Source organism: Desulfobacula sp. (genome assembly GCF_014237455.1).
Classification (GTDB): Bacteria; Desulfobacterota; Desulfobacteria; order Desulfobacterales; family Desulfobacteraceae; genus Desulfobacula.
In genome coordinates, this window is record NZ_JABZFL010000009.1 from 1 (window position 1) to 17,282 (window position 17,282).

Genomic DNA, 17,282 nt, shown 5'->3' on the forward strand with positions numbered 1-17,282 from the left:
GGGCTGATCAACAGATGGATCTTCTTCCGATTTTGATGACGAGCCAAGGCCGAAACACCCGGAAATAAAAAATGCCAGCAACACAATGACAACAACATTTACAACAGACCTGATATTAGAGTTTGCTTTCATTTTTCCTCCTAAAAGTCAAGGGGTTAAAATTTCTTTAAAACTAATATCTTCTAAAACGATTTGTCCTAAATGTCAAACTTTTGATTTTATCGATTTTTCTGCCATTTTTTTAATTTTCAAATTTAGTATTTAAACAAGTGCCATGTGAGACAGAGATGCTGGGATTATATTTATGTGTCAAAATTTGCTATAATTTGACAAATTTAGTCAATTTTGGCTACCTTCAAAACTGAATTTTTACTTAATATAGACTCTTTTATAAATTTTTACTATAATTATAGCCTTGCATGAATCTTGCATCGTATATTAACCAAAACTAAAGATTAATAATATGCTAAGAAAAAATTGTTCTAAAAACTTCAAAACAGGTTTTACATTGATAGAACTGATGGTTGCTATTGCAATTATAGGCATCATGTCAGGTATTGCTATTCCCAACATTATTGGTTGGCTGCCTGATTACAGATTGCGAAATGCCGAGAGAGGGCTGTTTGGTGATATGCAATTTGCAAAACTGAGAGCTGTTAAGTCCAATAGTGACTGGGCTATTGTATTTGATACAACCAACAACCGTTACTTTGTCTGCTCAGACAAGGGGGCAGATGATAACTGGTCCGGGACAAATGATTTAACTGGTAGTGGAGACAATACAATCTATAAAATAATTAGTTTTACCGATTATAAAAGTGGCGTGACTTACGGACATGGAACTTTGGCCACGCCTGTTGGATCAGGCTTTGGCGCACATAATGTCAGTTATGTTTCCGAAAATGTCACATTTAATTCAAGGGGAACTGGTAAATCAGGGTATGTTTATCTTACCAACAGCAAAGGAAAGCTAGTTTATGCAATTGGAACGAATTCTACCGGAATTATTACCACAAAAATCTGGAAAGGGAGTGGCTGGATCTAATACTAATGGTGAACTATTTTACAAAAATGAGTGGATTGAAATTAAATATAAAGGATAAGGGGTTCACGCTGATAGAACTTTTAATAACCATGGCAATTTCAGGAATTATCTTAGCTGGAATTGTTACATTTTATACCAACCAGCAAAAAATTCACACTGCCCAGAACCAGGCAGTGGAAATGCAGCAAACTATTAGGGTTGCGCTTTATATGATGATGACCGAGATAAGAATGGCAGGATTTGATCAATACAATGATTTTGAGGATATCGGGATTACAGAAGCAGGCACCGGGAGCACCGGCATTGCTAATCGATTAGAGTTTGAATATGTTGAACCACGCGATGATGAGGCCGACACGCCGGTTAAAAAAACAGTATATTATTATTTGAATGATTCTAAAATTCAGGGCTCTGGCGGTCCTATAGCCGAAAATATTTCAAATTTGCAATTTGTCTACCTGGATATAGATGGTAATTCTACAGCTGTTATTGATGATATCAGGGCGGTTCAAATCGAAATTCAAGTCACAACCGATGCCAATGAAAGATCGTTAAACACTGATCGTACACTGACAACAATCGTTAAATTTCGTAACCTTGGACTATAGACAGGAAAGGTAATAATGAATATAAAAAAAAATAGCCCGGGATATTCATTGCTCGGTTATACTCAAAAATTATCTTCCAAAGGCTTCACGCTTATTGAAGTTCTTATTGCAATGGCCATCTTCTCAATTGGAATCCTTGGTGTTGCGCAAATGCAGATAATGGCGATCAAAGGAAATGCAACCGCAAGGATGCTCACTGATACTGTGGTACAGGCGACTGATCAAATAGAATTGCTCCTGCTCCGGTCATATGATCATGATGATTTGACCGAAGGATCACACACTGGCGTTGCTCCGGCCGGGTATACCCTTGTGTGGGAAGTATCAGATGATACCCCTGTCCAAGGTAATAAAACAATAACGATTACGGCTACTCATACCGGCATCAATTCTAATAAGAGTTTTACCATTGAACAAATTAAATCGGAGATAAATTAGCATGAATAAAAAATATTCAACCTGGCTTTTTACTCCGTTAACGAATGAAGAGGGTTCAACAATTATTTACGCAATCATTGTGCTTTTACTTCTCACAATTATAGGCATCTCTTCCGTGACGACCACTACAACCGAACAGGCAATAGCTCAAAACGATATGTATTATAAAATTTCTTTCTATGCGGCAGAAGCTGCAAAAGAATTTGTTCCGCCTAACACTCAATTATACCATGCGAACAATGTAACCGTGGGATCAGGAATTGATTTTCCTAGTGCTGATGGATTGGACAATGATAGTGACAGCAGTATAGATGAGCCCGACGAAGAAAAGGTGATGATTAATTCAATACAGTCCTTTGACGGAAGGGTTGTTTATGACGGATCAGCACAACCCCCGAGAGGATCAGGGTATGACGTCGGCAGTTACAAATCTCATAAATATACTATAACAGCTAATGGATACGGACCCCGTAGCACTGACCGTTCAATTGAAGCAGGTTTCTACAGGATTGGGTTCTGACTTAGTATTTTTATCAGGTATGCAATTTTATGGACAAATAAGGAGAAAAATCATGAAAATCCTAACAACTTATAAAAATATTTATATTATTTTCTTCTTGTTTTCTTTTGTTTGTTCCGACGCTGTCTTTGCTGACGATACATGCATGTTCAGCATAACTACCAATGAAATAGGACCCAATATAGTGTTCCTGCTTGACAATGGTGCTGAAATGGAGCAGGTCACGTGGCATGCTGATTATCAAGCTGAAACCAATTACACACCGGATGTCGCAAGTGCCTGGGATGTCCTGGATTCATCAGATTCAGGCATACCTCCTGCAGCTTCAAACAACTGGACCCTTATATTAACAGATGTTGATGAAACTAATTTTCTATTTGCCGAAGGGTCAGACATAGAAGGCCTGACCTCGGGTGCAAGCGCCAATGTTGTATATAAAACTTATATCGGGAGTTCCCTTGAACTGGAAATTGATTCCATATCAGGTGCTTTTGCGGTGGGAGAGACTGTCCAAAGATATCAGAACAAAAACAATATTGCCACGGGAGAAATTTCTCAGATCATTGAACCAGTGGTTGTCCCAAGTGTTGACCCGGCTACTGAACCCAATGGTTTTTTTAATGATAATGGGTATGCTGCCGTAGAACATGGCGGAATCTGGTATCTTGTCAAAATTTTGACCACTTTATTGCCTGATCTTTATTCAACCGGCCTACAGGCTGACATTGGATATGAAAATACCTGGACAATAAACGGAAAAACAGTGACCCTGCCGGTTCAACCCGATGCTGCAGGTGTGATAGATCCGGATACCGGTTTAAACATAATAGACAAGGCAACAAGACTCAGGTACTCAAAAAATTATATGAACTGGCTCTTTTTTTCAGAAGATGGGGAGGGAGCCCCTCTTTATAATGGAACCGGCAGTGATCTTTCTGGAAAAAGCCGATTTTATTACGCCAAACAAGCCCTGATGTCTGTGGCTAAAACCACGGCAAACAAGGCAAAATTTGGTATTTTTAATTTTGTATCAACCACAGAAGGTGCTTCCAGTGTCCAGCCTCTGGGAGAGGTCGTATCTTTAGTGGATGAAGCAAATTCTGATAACAATGTTCTTGATCCGGCCTATGTAAATAATATCAACAATATGGGAACCGTGGATTATTCCCCCCTTGCTGAGGGACTTGTCTCCATTGGGGAATTTTACAATTCCTCGTCTTCAGGAATTAGTGGGGAGTACTGGTGCCAGGACCAGTATACGATTGTTGTATCTCCCGGTCTTTCTTCAAAAGACCAGACCTGGGATGCTGCTAATCTATGTGATGGTTGTACCCTGCCCAGTGACTTTAGTGATTTGGATAATGATAATGCAGGAATTGGTGAAGGAAATGTCCAGGCGGATAATACAATTTTTGCCATCCCTTTCAATTTTGAGGGTTCAACCTGGCTGGATGATGTTTCGCACTTTATGTACTCAACTGATATGATTGGTTACGTTGATGGTTTTCAAAGGGTCTATACGTATACGGTGGGTGTCATGGCCACCAGGGAAAGCAATCTTTTTCTGATCAACACCAGTAACAATGGGAACGGGCTTACCAACCTTTATGACACCACAGATGAGGATTATGGTAAATATCATTTCACAGCTGATTCATCTGCCGGCCTGAGCAGCGCAATCCTTACAGCCGTAAATTCCATATTAGACAATACCAGCACATTTACTGCACCGGTAGTCCCGGTTACTCGAACGCTTAGTGGAAACCGTATTTATCTGGCTTTGTTCAAACCGGGTGAAACAAACTTCTGGGAAGGAGATGTCTTAAAATTCGGCATTGATTCAATGCTTCAGATAGTAGATAAAAACGGTGTTCCGGCAACCTACCCCAACGGTGCTCTAAAAGAAGATGCCGTCCCCTATTGGTCCACTAAAAACTGGTCAAATGCTAATTATACATGGCCTGATTGCACGGGTGAAGGTTGTAATTATATAGAAAATTCTGATAGAAAAATTTATACTTATATGGGTACCAGCACTGACTTGACCCACTCTTCAAATAGTTTCAAAGACTCCAATGCTGGTCTGACTCTGTCTGTTCTTGGCAACTCTATTATAAATGGAGTGCCTACTATCATCAATTACATAAGGGGTGCTGATGCGCTTGATGAAGATGGGGACACTCATATTGATGAAAATAGAGACCTGTTTACCGGCGATGTCCTGCACAGCGAGCCTGCTGTTTTTGAATATCAGTCTGCTGCCGACTCCAGTTCAAAAACATATGTGTTTTTCGGTTCAAATGACGGCATGCTCCATGCGGTATATGACCAGGAAGACCCTGACCTGAACACGATAGATGATGAAATTAATTATGGCACCGAGGCATGGGGTTTTATACCCCCTGTTCTGCTTAGCCGTTTAAAAGAAATGATTGAAGGGTATAGTCATCAGTTTTATGTGGATTCCAGCCCTCAAATATATTTTATAGATGCTAATAATGATGGAAAGGTAAATCCGACAGATGATCAGGTGGTTCTTGTCTGCGGCCTGCGAAGTGGCGGCACAAGTTATTTTGCCCTTGATATTACTGATCCTGATAACCCTGAATTCATGTGGATTGTTGATGAAACAACCATATCTGAACTGGGTAACACCTGGTCTGAACCCCAGTTTGGGGTTGTTAAAACTTCTGACTCGGATACAACCGGAACAAATGTCATGTTTGTCGGCGGCGGATACAGCTCTGATAATTCCTCCGGGGACGCTGTTATTGCCATTGATATCTCTGATGGATCAGTGGTTAAAAAGTGGGCTGAAGCAGACAATTCTTCCATGGTCTACAGCATACCAAGCACAGTAAAACCAGTTGATGAAAATGATAACGGATTCGTGGAAAAAATCTACGTGGGGGACATGGGAGGTCAGATATGGAGAATAGGAAATTGCTCTCCCGATTTTCCAGAATGCACCGAGGATATAAATAACTGGACTGCCCAGGTCATATTTGAAACAGACAATTCTACTTACCAGCAAAAATTCTTTTATCCTCCGAGTGTAACCCTGGAAAAAGGGTATGATCTCATTTTGATCGGCAGCGGGGACAGGGAAGATCCCTGCGTGGATGCTACTGCTGATCCTGATACAGATACCATATACAGCTTTATGGATTCACATTCAGCCTCTACTCTTATAAAAGACGACCTGGTTGATGTTACCCTTGCCAGTTCGAACCCTCCAAATCTTGATGATGAGGATGGTGATGTTGATACAAACTTGTCCGTGGATAAAGGGTGGTATATTAATCTTGACCCGGCTGGAGAAAAAATACTTTCACTGGGTACTGTTTTTTATAAAACCTTTTATATTACATCATATATTCCAAATGATGATCCTTGTTTGCCAGGCGGTGAAAGCCGGTTATATGCCTTAAATTACAAAACCGGGGAACCTGTTTTATCGTTTTCCGGCGCTGATTCCGATGAAGACGGTGTTGCTGATCTTGAACGATATACGTCACTTGGTGGTGGTATCCCTTCAAAACCTGTAATGGTAATTAACGAAGAGGACCAAAAACTTTTTATTTCAGTAGCAAGTACTGAGGTTGATGATGACAGTGAATCCATTGAAGCGGGTATTGTTGCCGTAGATCCACTCGCACCGCCTAAAAACTTCTTTTATCTGTGGTGGAAAGAATTGTTCAATTAATCAAATCAGACTTTAAGATCTTTATTGGCTTCCATATCAAACCACATGGCAAATAAAGAAAACTGGCTTGAACTCATAAAGGAAAACATTGCGGCCAGAGCATTCACAGCCGGGATATGTCCTGTAAGATACCACATGACAAAAACTCTTAAAAACAATAAAACAGTGCATATTCCGAAACCAAAGCCCAGAAAATAGAAAAAAACAAGCGGATGAAAATCCCTGATAATATATTTTTCTTTCATTCTCCAGAAAAATAATTTTGTAAGAAGCCACCCAATCGTAAAAATAACTTTATGGATCTTAATTCCTGATTTTTCACCAACATTATAAACCGGTTCAACAGGCACGTCAGCGACTTTAAAATTTTCCACATTCAGCTTTACCAGGACATCGTTGGGCTGTCCATATCGCTTATACATCAAATCCCAGTCAATGGCTTTTAAAGCCTTTTTGTTTATAACCGTATACCCGGACTGTGAATCTGCAATATTCCAGTACCCTGATGCTATTTTGGTCAAAAGAGACAGGAAACCATTCCCAAAATATCTGATGGTTGGAATTTTACTGAAAGCCTCTCCTGTAAACAATCGGTTCCCTTTAGAGTAATCTGCTATTCCATCTGCAACCGGATCAAGAAGTGCGGGAAGATCATCCGGGTTCATCTGCCCGTCACCTGCCATGACAACCGCCATATCCATTTCATTATCCCTGGCCCACTTATAACCGCTTGCTATGGCACCGCCAACCCCTTGATTTGTTTTATGCTCAATCAGGACAACCTTTTTGTTATTCTCCTGCATTTTTTTTATTTTTTCAACGGTTCTATCTTTGCTGAGATCATCAACAACAACCATATGATCCACATGTTCAGGCATGGTTGTGATAACTTTTTCTATCTGGGTCTCTTCATTATAGCAGGGGATGACCACACAGACTGTTTTATTTTTATACATAACTTCTCCGTTTAAAAAGCACGTTGTTCATCACGATCTGTATTGAAATTAATTAACAGCACTCACAATAGTTTGGGTTATAAAATCTATATGTTCATCTGAAAGATAGGGGTGCATTGGAATACTTAAAATAGTGTCAGCAACCTTTTCTGCAACCGGGAAATCACCCTTCTTGTATTTCAACATAGAAAAAGCCTTCTGTAGATGAAGCGGTTTTGGATAGTAAATCGCATAGGGAATCTTGTTTATTTTAAGCTTTGTTATAATTTTCCTACGATCTTTGGAAAGAAAAGAAAACTGGGCCCATGCACTTGTATACTTGTCCTGAATCTTCTGGAATTGAATCCATCCGTTTAACCTTTCCCTATATTTTCGGGCAATCCTATCCCGTTTTCTAAGCTCACCCTTAAAAATTTTCAATTTTTGGATAAGAACAGCTGCCTGTAGTGTATCCATCCTGCCATTAATTCCCATTCGGACATTATCATATTTATGCTGACCCTTCCCATGAACTCGAATGGAAATCAATTTTTCATTCAAATCGCTATCATTAGTAAATATAGCACCACCGTCCCCATAGCAACCCAGGGGCTTTGTCGGAAAAAAACTTGTGGTTGCCGCATGTGTTAGATTACAGGCCATATTATTACCTACTTTTGCACCAAGGCTTTGAGCCGCATCTTCAATAACCCTGAGATTATATTTATGGGCAATCTTATTAATTGTTTGATAGTCAGCCGGCAGCCCGAATATATCAACTGGAATGACACATTTTGGTGTTAATCCCGTATTATCGCCTTTATTAAAATTCTTAACAGCTTGTTCCAGCTTAACAGGATCAAGATTAAAGGTATCTTTATCGATATCAACAAAAACCGGGACAGCACCCAGAAGACCGATGACTTCAGCAGTGGCAATAAAGGTAAAAGGAGATGTAAAAACAGCATCGCCAGGTCCGATACCAATGGCCATTAACGCCATTAGCAATGCATCCGTGCCGCTGGAGCACGAAACAACATGTTTGGCACCTGTAAAATCCGAAAGTTTTTCTTCAAGCTCATAGACTTCAGATCCCATAATAAATCTTCCATGGGAGATAACCCGATCAATTGAACGTTTGATATCAGTACCAATCACTGATGCCTGGGTCTTTAAATCAACAAACTCTATTGTTTCCATAACTGATCAAACTTTTTTTAATTTTTTATAATATTTATAATCCATTTTGCCAGTCTTCATATTTTTTGACAAACTCTGATTTTCTTCTATATCAACACAAATTAATCTTTTTTCTGCTATTTCCCTGTACTTTAATCCACTTTCAGGGCAAATATAAAATTTATTGCTATCCTTTTTTTCAAGTTTGTGGCCATGCCTGGATATCCAACCTGTCTGCCTGGCAGGGACACCCTGGACCATAGTATAGTCAGGGACATCACCTGTCACAACAGCGCCTGCTGCAACAAATGCATACCGGCCTATTGTTACACCGCAGACGATTGTCGCATTTGCACCTATTGTTGATCCTCTTTTAATTAAAGTCTTTTCGTACAGATTTTTTCTGGATATTTCCGCTCTTGGATTTGTAACATTTGTCAATACACAGGATGGTCCAAGAAAAACATCATCTTCAATGCAAACTCCATCATAAACAGAAACATTGTTTTGAATTTTTACATTATTACCGATGATGACATCTCCGGAAATGCACACATTCTGACCCAGGGTACAATTGCTGCCGACTAGCGCCCCGGAAAGAATATGTGAAAAATGCCAGATTTTTGTTCCCTGACCGATTTTTGCTCCTTCATCCACATATGAAGTGGTGTGAACAAAATATTTTTCCATACCCATATACCTAAGCCTTATTTATTTTTTGCATAACAAACGGGTGAACGATGCCTTTATTTTCAATGCCGGGCTTTGTATTTCGTATAGAGGAAACCAGATTAAGAGATGGCCTGGCATCTTCAATGCCATATCCCCTTCCCTCAAGAATATCTTTATATACCAGAGTATGAAGATCGGCAAACCCTCCGGAAAATTCAATTTCATCCCCGTCAATTTTTATGGACCTGAATGTCGGGATGGAATTCTGCCGGGTTTCTTTTGGCAAATCATTATTGTCTGCAGATAAAAACCAGCGCACATTTGCCTTGTCAAGCTCAATAAACCCTGCCATTTTCTTTGATTTCGCTATATGGACTTCCTGATACCGGACATTACCAAACAGCCAGATCAGCATATCAAAAAAATGTATGCCGATATTGGTGGCTATACCACCTGATTTTGCAATATCACCCTTCCATGAATTAAAATACCATTTCCCCCGGGAGGTAATATAAGTCAGATCTATATCATATTTTTTTTCTTTACCGGCAGCATCTAGTTTATTTTTCAGTTCAATGATGGAAGGATGAACTCTCAATTGGAGGACATTATACACTTTTTTACCGGTTTCTTCTTCCATAAGTTTTATTGCATCAAGATTCCATGAATTTAAAACCAGAGGTTTCTCGCAGATTGCATCCGCCCCGATTCTAAGGGCAAATCGTATATGGGCATCGTGCAGATAATTGGGAGAGCAGATACTGACATAGTCTATTTTCCCCATTTCAGTAGACCTTCTCAGCTTTTCAGCATGCCTGTCAAACCTCTCAAATTCGGTAAAAAAAGAAATATCATAGGAAAAACTGTCAAGGATACCCACTGAATCACTTTTATCCAATGCTGCGACCAGCGTATTGCCAGTATCTTTGATTGCTTTCATATGTTTTGGTGCGACATATCCGGCCGATCCTATCAAGGCAAAATTTTTGCTCAAATCATCACCACTCTTTCAAATAAAAATTCAACTTAAATTTTTAACTCTGACTTTTAAAAAAAGAAACAATCTTTCGATTTCCTGTTATCATAGCAAGCAGACCTAACAATGCAACATAAATGATCAAAACTCCGTGGGAGGCAATCGCATATTTCATTGATTCCTGCGCACTAAATCCCATCAATAGCAACGATGAAACCCATCCCCCTTCATGATTTCCACTGTTGGCAAGCCCCTGAACGGGAAGCATCTGCAAAGGAAATTGAATTGCAGAAAGAAAAACTACTTCGGATAATTTTAAATCAAGCCCAATGGATCTAATCATACAATATTGACAAGCATACACACTCATCCAGATAAAAAAAGTAATAAAAATTTCTTTAGAATTAATTTTTAAAATCGTTGTAATATCAAATTTCGATTGAAAAATTTTTTTTATTAAATAATCGCCAATTTTTCCAATTTTTTTAAGAATCAACCAAGAAAATGTCAATGCAATACCAGATATAAACCATATGATTTGAACCGCTGAAGAGATTGCCCTTGCACCGGAAAAGGCCCCCATGGCTGTGAAGATCCCCACCATGGAAAGATCCAAAATTCTTAGTCGCACCAGCGCTCCAATCCCCTCCTTTAGATCAATTTTACCCGTGGCTTTTAGCAGAACCGGCAAAGAGACATCACCTGCCCGCAATGGCAGAAGATATGAAAAAAATCCGTGTAGGACTGAAAAATGCAATGCTTCATTAAAAAATTCAATTTTTAAACCAATCAATAGCTTCAACCGAACGCCCCTAAAAATATAGCTGATAACATAACATCCAAAACCAATAAAGGCCCAGTAAATATTGAGTTCAAAATATACATTTAAAATATCGTTCCAGTTATAAAAAACGAACCACACAACAATAAATAAAAGAAGAACCGACAAAATTTTTAAATATTTCTGATGCACTTTTTTCTTTCTATAACCTTGTATAGTCGATACCTTTATAACACTTCTTTTCCCTAATCACTCGACATGGATTCCCAACAGCTACAACATTTGAAGGAATATTTTTTGTTACAAGTGAATTTGCACCAATCACCACGTTACTGCCTATGGTTACACCTGAAAGAACCACTGAATTCATTCCTATCCACACATTATCTCCGATAATTATCGGGGGTGCCTTCAAATGGATATCATAATCATCTTCTTTGTGATTGGCGCTTATCAATCCGACACCTGGTCCCATCCTGAGATTGCTGCCGATTTGTATACCGTTTCTGGCTTGCACATATCCGTTTGCCGTCATACCGGGAGCACTATTATTTCCAACTTTAATATTTTTATGAAAAAGTATTCTGGAGGTAAAGTGGACCGGCCAAGGTACTGAGCCATTAAATCTAAAAATTTTTTGGGGAACAAATAAATAAAGGATGAACAAAAGAGGAATCCCTTTAGCTTTTGGATAAAACAATCTGACCCAAGAAAATATAAATGATAATCGTTCAACTCTATTTTTTAATTTTTCCATATCTTGTATCATAAAAACTGAAGTTTCCCATTTTTTATCAGAGATATAGCCGAAGCTGACCACATCTACCTCAAAAGTATATGTGAAGATATACTATACCACCACCTGAGTATCCTACGAGCCAGACACCTATTTAAGATGATAGAGACCATATCCACCTTTTGTGAACGATATAATAACAGATAGATTGAAAAAATCTTTGATTATAATTTTTTCTTGTTTTGAAAAGTTTACATTGACCCAGTTATTGAATTTCTCATAGTTCAAAACAATATCAGTAAATTTAAGGAGTTTAAGTTCTGATAGAATATCGTTGCACGTATTGGATTTTTTTATTATTTCTCTTAAATCACCTGTATTAAAATTGATTTCATGGTCCGAGTAGTATCCACGATTTCCAAGAAACAAACCCAATAACTTTGTATTCTCATTTAAATTTGAATTTGAAAAATTTAAAACCGCAAATTCTGGTCTGTATTTTTCAATATACTCTTCCCGTGTTACTCGCTTTGACAAATACAACAAAGGATCAACATACTTGAATAGCTTATACAAATAGATACCATTCAAACTCATCATAGAAAAAACAAAAGCAGTACTGATAAAAATGCAACCACGATAAATATACATACCCTTATCATTTTTTTTTATTTGAGGTAATATTTTTCTAAAAATATTTTTAACGCCGTAAGCAGATAAAATAACCAGGGGAGGTATTGCCGGCCCTATCCATCTAATTCGCATGTCTTGTTGGAAAAAAACAGACATAATATACAAAAAAGAAAAAGACAATAAAACCTTTTGTTCAAAAAAATCTTGTCCAGGTTTATATGCTCGAAAACTTACAAAAGCGAATATAGGCAGGATTAAAAGAAGAGGATTTAATTTTCCATCGAAAAATTTTGGATTATCATCTTCTCCCTGAAAAAAAATCCTAACAGGTATGAGAGCAGTTTTCCACCAGGGTTCCTTATAAACATGCTTTCGTACCAGGAAATGATTCATTGTTGGCTTAGAGGTTGTTTTATTATTGTTTAATTCATCGTTAGAATTAAACAAATTATCATAAAGAGGATAAACCGGATTTTTTGTCCATATATAATTTTTAATCATCCAAGGTGAAAAAACAAAAATAGAAATAAAAAAGAACATAAAGGCAAACCCCAAGGCCTTAAATTGTATGGATAAATTTTTTTTTTCCATTTTCAAATAAATAACAGGGGTGAAAAAAGTTAAAAGGAATAAAGAGATAAGGCCGTTATATTTTGTACTTAATGCGAGCCCACAAAAAATGGCAGCCAGTATGACCCAAAAAAAAGTTTTTTGTTCATGCCATTTTAACAAACATAATAAAGATGCCGTTGAAAAAAAAATTAATCCCAAATCAACATATACAGTTACCGAGAGCTTGACAATGACAGGCATGGAAAGAAAAAAAAGAACACTGAAAAAAGCGTAAATAGATCCGACTTTTTTTTGAGTATAATTTAAAACAAGAAAAGCAGTTAACAAAGCAAAAGAAAAATGAATGTACTTTGGAACAATATCATTATTAAACATAAGTGGGATGCAATATATAAGATCAAGCAATTGAGGATAGTAAGAAGGGATAATATCCGGTAGTTCAATGACACCACCCTGCTGAACATATAGTTTGGGAACGGCAAGATGGTGAGTTAAGGCATCCCTGCTAACTGGTGGAACCAAACACATTAATAGAATAGTTGACAGCAGTACAATTATTAAAAGAAAGTAAAGCCATTTTTTATCTAACATGTTCATTTTCTCAAAGAATCCAAAACATATTTAGGAATATAACCAGTGTACATCTGACCATTGATAAGATATGAAGGGGTACCATAAATATTATTTTTCAAACCTGCTATTATATCTCTGTATAGTTTTTGTGTTATTCTTGGACTATTTATCTCTGCTGCCATTTTATCAGGTTCAAAATTGACTGATTCAGCAATTTCCTCCAAATATATTGCACCTCTGCTCATATCATATGTGTATAGCAGATCATTGATCTCCCAGAATCTATTCTTTTCAGAAGCGTATATGGCTATTAATGCGAGTATCCCCGACCCAGGGCTTAATGGCTCTTTAACAATGGGATTGAATTTATGATCCATTGGAAAGTGCCTGTGAATCAATCTTAATTTATCAGGATATGTCGCAATTAACGTTCTTAAAAAGAAATGCAGTTTTCTGCACTGGAAGCATTGATAATCTGCAAATTCGGTAATAGTCAGTTCCGGGTTTTCTGCACCAATCCAAGGATACCCGCCCTCAGTATACCCTGTTTTAATATCTTTTGCATTCAGAGGAGGTGACAGTTCCCAGTAGTGGGGGAAAAAGAACATCAAAGACAAAAAGGCTGCGATAGATATTGTACCCAAAGTAATGACCATTTTTTTGCATTTCTTCCAGAATAAAAAATCTTTTTTCAGTAAATTAATAAAAGAGTCTTTTTCAAAGCGCCTTCTAATCAACCAGAACATATAGAAGAGCATAAAATTAATCCCATAGATCACAATACACATGATGCAGTAAGAATGAATTTTAGCAGCGGAAATAATTCCTAAAAACAGGCCTATGGCACTATACAAAACTCCTATTAACAAGAGAGTGGATAATGCCCCCATTTTTTTTTCTTTGACATTCAATGAAAAGAATAAAATAATGATTATCAGGATATATCCCAAAACACCCCAAATTGGGACAGGTACTCCAAGAAAAATTGAATAAGGACTTTGGGAAACCGTATCACAATTAATTGATTTTGAAACGGCACAAAAACTTTTATAGCCAATGTCCGTATAATTTTTGAAATGGGATATTGACAAATATGTTGACACCAGCAATCCAGCTATTGCTAATGAAATAATCATAACAAAATAAACAAATACAGGCCATGGTTTGATATGATATGATTTCATTGTTGTTAACAAACTAAAAAATTTAATTTTATATCCTTTTTTGAAACCTTTGAAAGGTTTTGAGCACTTTCGAATAACTTTGCTGAAATTACTGGAACCAATAATTGAAAAGACACAGTTGTTGATGTATCGTCTTGGGAAAGTTCCTCTAAAGTTGATGTGATCCTTTTGATAGAAAATAAATCAAATAATCTTTCCAAATAAAAATTTGTCTTCAAGCCATCATCTGACCTTATACTGTTTTCAATAAGACATAGGTTTATAATAATTTCATCAGGTTTGGCTTGATAAGCCAATTTAAAGAACCATTCCGCTCGATTGTAGTATCCCATTAAGCTTAATGTAGCTCCTATATTAATTTTGGGATAATTAAAAGTCGGTGCAATATGTAATGCATGTTTCAAATAAGTTAGTGCCTCTTTGTATCGCCCCTGTTTTAATAAAATGAAACCTTTAATATTCAGGTATTGGGCGTGATAATAATATTGAGACAATAAAATATCGGCTTTTTCGGATGCTTCTTGCAATTTTCCAAGCTTAATAAGTGCCAAAGTCAGATTATATAGCCCTCTTTCATTTTCAGGATATATTTCCAATACTTTCATATAAAAATTAATTGCTTTTTGGTAATCCTGATTTTTAGTATAAATATTACCGATATTATTCAAAGATACAACTAAAGACCGTTTAGGTTGTTGGGATTTTAATGATATCGCCTTATAATAAAACCCAAGAGCCTTTTCATCCTGATTTTGATTTTGATAATATTGAGCAAGTATCTGATAAGGGGCTGCAAGAGTTGGGTGTTTTTTTTGCACATCCTCCCATAATGATTTTTCAGTACTCCATGCCATGTTTCTTATATAAGTGCCAATGCCAAATCCAATAATTAAAAAAATAGTGAACAAAACAAGAATTGATTTCATAAATCTTCTCTGCTGATAATGATCGATACTAACTTTTAGAAAAACAGCAAGAGGTAAAAACAGGAAAAAAGAAGGCAGATAATTGCGATGCTCGAAAATAAGTTCAAGAGGCAGGATCGTTGACTCAATTATGTGATTTAAAAAAAAGAACAAAATTGCAAAGGAAATCAAGGGTTTTCTTTTAACAAGAACGACCCCGGCATAAATTAAAATTATAATTAATAAAATAGAAGGAAGGGTTGTCCATGGTTCAAACAAAGAAGTTGAGATATCAATATCGTGTTTAATGGAAAATCGATATGGGGCAGGATAAAAAATCTGAGTAAGATAAAAAACAATAAGCCTTGGTGAGGTCAACAACCGTTGTATTAGATTAAAAGGGCGATGCTCATACCCATTAAGAAAGAAAGAAAAAGTGTCTTTTCCCTTGAAAATCATACAATAAATAGAAAAAAAGATTACTATTGTTACCAATATATACAGGACGATCAGTTTTCTTGTTTTAAAAAGCTTTAAATTTGAAAAAAAAATGATTTCAATTAACAGCAAAGCCAGAGGCAGTGTAGCAGCATTTTCTTTCGAAGCCATTGCAAATAGAAAACCAGTAAAACAACAAAAATAAAAAAAAAACCTATTTGATATAGAAATTCTGGCTTTGATATAAAAATAAATACTAATAATATAAAACATTGCTGCAAGAGATGCCATTCTCTGAACAATATAAGTCACGGCCTGAACTTGGATTGGATTAATTGCCCACAATACTACAGCAAATAAGGCAACAAAGTATTCATTTCCTGCAAAATCTTTTTTTAGTTTTGGCGTTTTAAATAAATTTAAGATAGTTATGAATAAAATGGAAGCTGTAATGAAATGTATTAAAACATTAACAACATGATAGCCTTTGGTACTGTCTTGACCAAAATACCAGTTTATCGCAAGTGTCATGCAGGCCAAAGGGCGGTAAAAGCGTTTTTGTCCATCAAATTCCGTATAAAAAGACTTAGTAATTGACTTATAGCTTAAATCTTTGATGTGAAGGCTTGTATTGTTAATTATATTAGGATAGTCATCAAGGTGCCACGAAGCATGAAAGGTATTATTGTAAACTAAAAAAATTAAAACTCCAATAAGCAGAACACCTGAATATTTTTTATCCCTTATGGTTTCCATAATTTTTAATTGAAATAATACAATTCTTTTTTCCTGTCCATAAAACATCAATAGGGAAGGCTATTTGCCTTCCCTATTGATGTTTTCAATTAAATCAGAACCATATGAAGTGTTATTGCAATGTCTTTGTAACTACGCTACCAGTCCAATCGGGCTGAGCTGCTGCATAATCAGCAGGACACCTGCCACTGCTATCTGTCACTGTAATCACTATAGCATCTACACTACCGCTTATTGTAGCAGTGTTTACAGCACCTGTGGGCCCGGATAATGTCAAACCAAGATTAGCTAAAGTTGCAAGAGCTGTATGTGAAGGGATAGCATAATAGTCAGCAAGAGCTGCTGCAATCATATTCGCATCAGATTCTGCTGCAGAACAATAGGCCTTATCCCTGTATGCAATAAAATTAGGAATTGCTATTGCTGCCAGAATTCCGATGATTGCAATAACAATCATCAACTCAATAAGTGTAAAACCTTTTTGTGAACGATTTTTTTTCATAATAGTCTCCTTAGTTTTTGGTTTAAAAAAAATGGTTATCATTTCTTGCTTTTATACAGAAGCATAATGTATGCCATTATGAAAAAAATTCTCTAGCTATTTGATTTAATGCACATAGTCTC

15 protein-coding genes are annotated in these 17,282 nt (G+C 36.8%); 5 read left to right on the top strand and 10 right to left on the bottom strand.

Annotated features, from left to right (window positions below; all coding sequences use genetic code 11):
* Nucleotides 1-463: 463 nt before the first annotated feature.
* From HGJ91_RS01750 to HGJ91_RS01770, 5 genes are read left to right on the top strand one after another with little or no spacing between them, the layout of a single operon-like run.
* On the top strand, nucleotides 464-1,045 hold the full coding sequence (locus HGJ91_RS01750) for a GspH/FimT family pseudopilin (protein ID WP_291345965.1): 582 nt from the start codon (nucleotides 464-466) through the stop codon (nucleotides 1,043-1,045).
* Between the two features lie 5 nt (nucleotides 1,046-1,050).
* Nucleotides 1,051-1,653 (top strand): PilW family protein, encoded by a 603-nt coding sequence (locus tag HGJ91_RS01755; protein ID WP_291345966.1) that lies wholly within the window; start codon nucleotides 1,051-1,053, stop codon nucleotides 1,651-1,653.
* 15 nt (nucleotides 1,654-1,668) lie between these two features.
* Nucleotides 1,669-2,091 (top strand): prepilin-type N-terminal cleavage/methylation domain-containing protein, encoded by a 423-nt coding sequence (locus HGJ91_RS01760; protein ID WP_291345967.1) that lies wholly within the window; start codon nucleotides 1,669-1,671, stop codon nucleotides 2,089-2,091.
* 1 nt (nucleotide 2,092) lies between these two features.
* Nucleotides 2,093-2,611: a PilX N-terminal domain-containing pilus assembly protein gene (locus tag HGJ91_RS01765; protein ID WP_291345968.1), complete on the top strand. Its 519-nt coding sequence runs from the start codon at nucleotides 2,093-2,095 to the stop codon at nucleotides 2,609-2,611.
* A 52-nt stretch (nucleotides 2,612-2,663) separates the two neighbouring features.
* The gene (locus HGJ91_RS01770; RefSeq protein WP_291345969.1) at nucleotides 2,664-6,317 is read left to right on the top strand and encodes a PilC/PilY family type IV pilus protein; all 3,654 of its coding nucleotides are present in this window, start codon (nucleotides 2,664-2,666) and stop codon (nucleotides 6,315-6,317) included.
* 5 nt (nucleotides 6,318-6,322) lie between these two features.
* Here the strand turns inward: HGJ91_RS01770 and HGJ91_RS01775 are convergent, their stop codons facing one another.
* The 10 genes from HGJ91_RS01775 to HGJ91_RS01820 form a co-directional block, all read right to left on the bottom strand.
* Nucleotides 6,323-7,273, bottom strand: coding sequence for a glycosyltransferase family 2 protein (locus HGJ91_RS01775; RefSeq protein ID WP_291345970.1), 951 nt, complete (start codon nucleotides 7,271-7,273; stop codon nucleotides 6,323-6,325).
* Between the two features lie 48 nt (nucleotides 7,274-7,321).
* Nucleotides 7,322-8,452, bottom strand: coding sequence for a DegT/DnrJ/EryC1/StrS aminotransferase family protein (locus HGJ91_RS01780; protein ID WP_291345971.1), 1,131 nt, complete (start codon nucleotides 8,450-8,452; stop codon nucleotides 7,322-7,324).
* A gap of 6 nt (nucleotides 8,453-8,458) precedes the next feature.
* The gene (locus HGJ91_RS01785) at nucleotides 8,459-9,121 is read right to left on the bottom strand and encodes an acyltransferase (protein ID WP_291345972.1); all 663 of its coding nucleotides are present in this window, start codon (nucleotides 9,119-9,121) and stop codon (nucleotides 8,459-8,461) included.
* 10 nt (nucleotides 9,122-9,131) lie between these two features.
* A complete protein-coding gene (locus HGJ91_RS01790) occupies nucleotides 9,132-10,097 on the bottom strand; it encodes a Gfo/Idh/MocA family oxidoreductase (RefSeq protein WP_291345973.1) in 966 nt (321 codons plus the stop codon).
* A gap of 40 nt (nucleotides 10,098-10,137) precedes the next feature.
* Nucleotides 10,138-11,052 carry a lysylphosphatidylglycerol synthase transmembrane domain-containing protein gene (locus HGJ91_RS01795; protein ID WP_291345974.1) on the bottom strand — a complete coding sequence of 305 codons (915 nt, stop codon included), beginning with the start codon at nucleotides 11,050-11,052 and terminating at the stop codon, nucleotides 10,138-10,140.
* A gap of 10 nt (nucleotides 11,053-11,062) precedes the next feature.
* Nucleotides 11,063-11,617 carry a DapH/DapD/GlmU-related protein gene (locus tag HGJ91_RS01800; RefSeq protein WP_291345975.1) on the bottom strand — a complete coding sequence of 185 codons (555 nt, stop codon included), beginning with the start codon at nucleotides 11,615-11,617 and terminating at the stop codon, nucleotides 11,063-11,065.
* Nucleotides 11,618-11,746: 129 nt separating this feature from the next.
* Entirely contained in the window at nucleotides 11,747-13,393 is a 1,647-nt protein-coding gene (locus HGJ91_RS01805; RefSeq protein ID WP_291345976.1) for a phospholipid carrier-dependent glycosyltransferase, read from the bottom strand.
* A gap of 2 nt (nucleotides 13,394-13,395) precedes the next feature.
* Complete coding sequence (locus HGJ91_RS01810) at nucleotides 13,396-14,559, bottom strand: vitamin K epoxide reductase family protein (protein WP_367142566.1); 1,164 nt, start codon at nucleotides 14,557-14,559, stop codon at nucleotides 13,396-13,398.
* A gap of 5 nt (nucleotides 14,560-14,564) precedes the next feature.
* On the bottom strand, nucleotides 14,565-16,706 hold the full coding sequence (locus tag HGJ91_RS01815) for a tetratricopeptide repeat protein (protein WP_291346020.1): 2,142 nt from the start codon (nucleotides 16,704-16,706) through the stop codon (nucleotides 14,565-14,567).
* Nucleotides 16,707-16,770: 64 nt separating this feature from the next.
* Nucleotides 16,771-17,160, bottom strand: coding sequence for a prepilin-type N-terminal cleavage/methylation domain-containing protein (locus tag HGJ91_RS01820; protein ID WP_291345977.1), 390 nt, complete (start codon nucleotides 17,158-17,160; stop codon nucleotides 16,771-16,773).
* Nucleotides 17,161-17,282 lie beyond the last annotated feature (122 nt).

Bases quoted from the DNA above. Each gene is read 5' to 3' on its own strand.
- HGJ91_RS01785 (WP_291345972.1), bottom strand. From the start codon at position 9,121: ATGGAAAAATATTTTGTTCACACCACTTCATATGTGGATGAAGGAGCA.
- HGJ91_RS01775 (WP_291345970.1), bottom strand. From the start codon at position 7,273: ATGTATAAAAATAAAACAGTCTGTGTGGTCATCCCCTGCTATAATGAA.
- HGJ91_RS01810 (WP_367142566.1), bottom strand. From the start codon at position 14,559: ATGAAATCATATCATATCAAACCATGGCCTGTATTTGTTTATTTTGTT.
- HGJ91_RS01755 (WP_291345966.1), top strand. From the start codon at position 1,051: ATGGTGAACTATTTTACAAAAATGAGTGGATTGAAATTAAATATAAAG.
- HGJ91_RS01800 (WP_291345975.1), bottom strand. From the start codon at position 11,617: ATGGAAAAATTAAAAAATAGAGTTGAACGATTATCATTTATATTTTCT.
- HGJ91_RS01780 (WP_291345971.1), bottom strand. From the start codon at position 8,452: ATGGAAACAATAGAGTTTGTTGATTTAAAGACCCAGGCATCAGTGATT.
- HGJ91_RS01815 (WP_291346020.1), bottom strand. From the start codon at position 16,706: ATGTTTTATGGACAGGAAAAAAGAATTGTATTATTTCAATTAAAAATT.
- HGJ91_RS01770 (WP_291345969.1), top strand. From the start codon at position 2,664: ATGAAAATCCTAACAACTTATAAAAATATTTATATTATTTTCTTCTTG.
- HGJ91_RS01805 (WP_291345976.1), bottom strand. From the start codon at position 13,393: ATGTTAGATAAAAAATGGCTTTACTTTCTTTTAATAATTGTACTGCTG.
- HGJ91_RS01750 (WP_291345965.1), top strand. From the start codon at position 464: ATGCTAAGAAAAAATTGTTCTAAAAACTTCAAAACAGGTTTTACATTG.
- HGJ91_RS01820 (WP_291345977.1), bottom strand. From the start codon at position 17,160: ATGAAAAAAAATCGTTCACAAAAAGGTTTTACACTTATTGAGTTGATG.
- HGJ91_RS01765 (WP_291345968.1), top strand. From the start codon at position 2,093: ATGAATAAAAAATATTCAACCTGGCTTTTTACTCCGTTAACGAATGAA.
- HGJ91_RS01760 (WP_291345967.1), top strand. From the start codon at position 1,669: ATGAATATAAAAAAAAATAGCCCGGGATATTCATTGCTCGGTTATACT.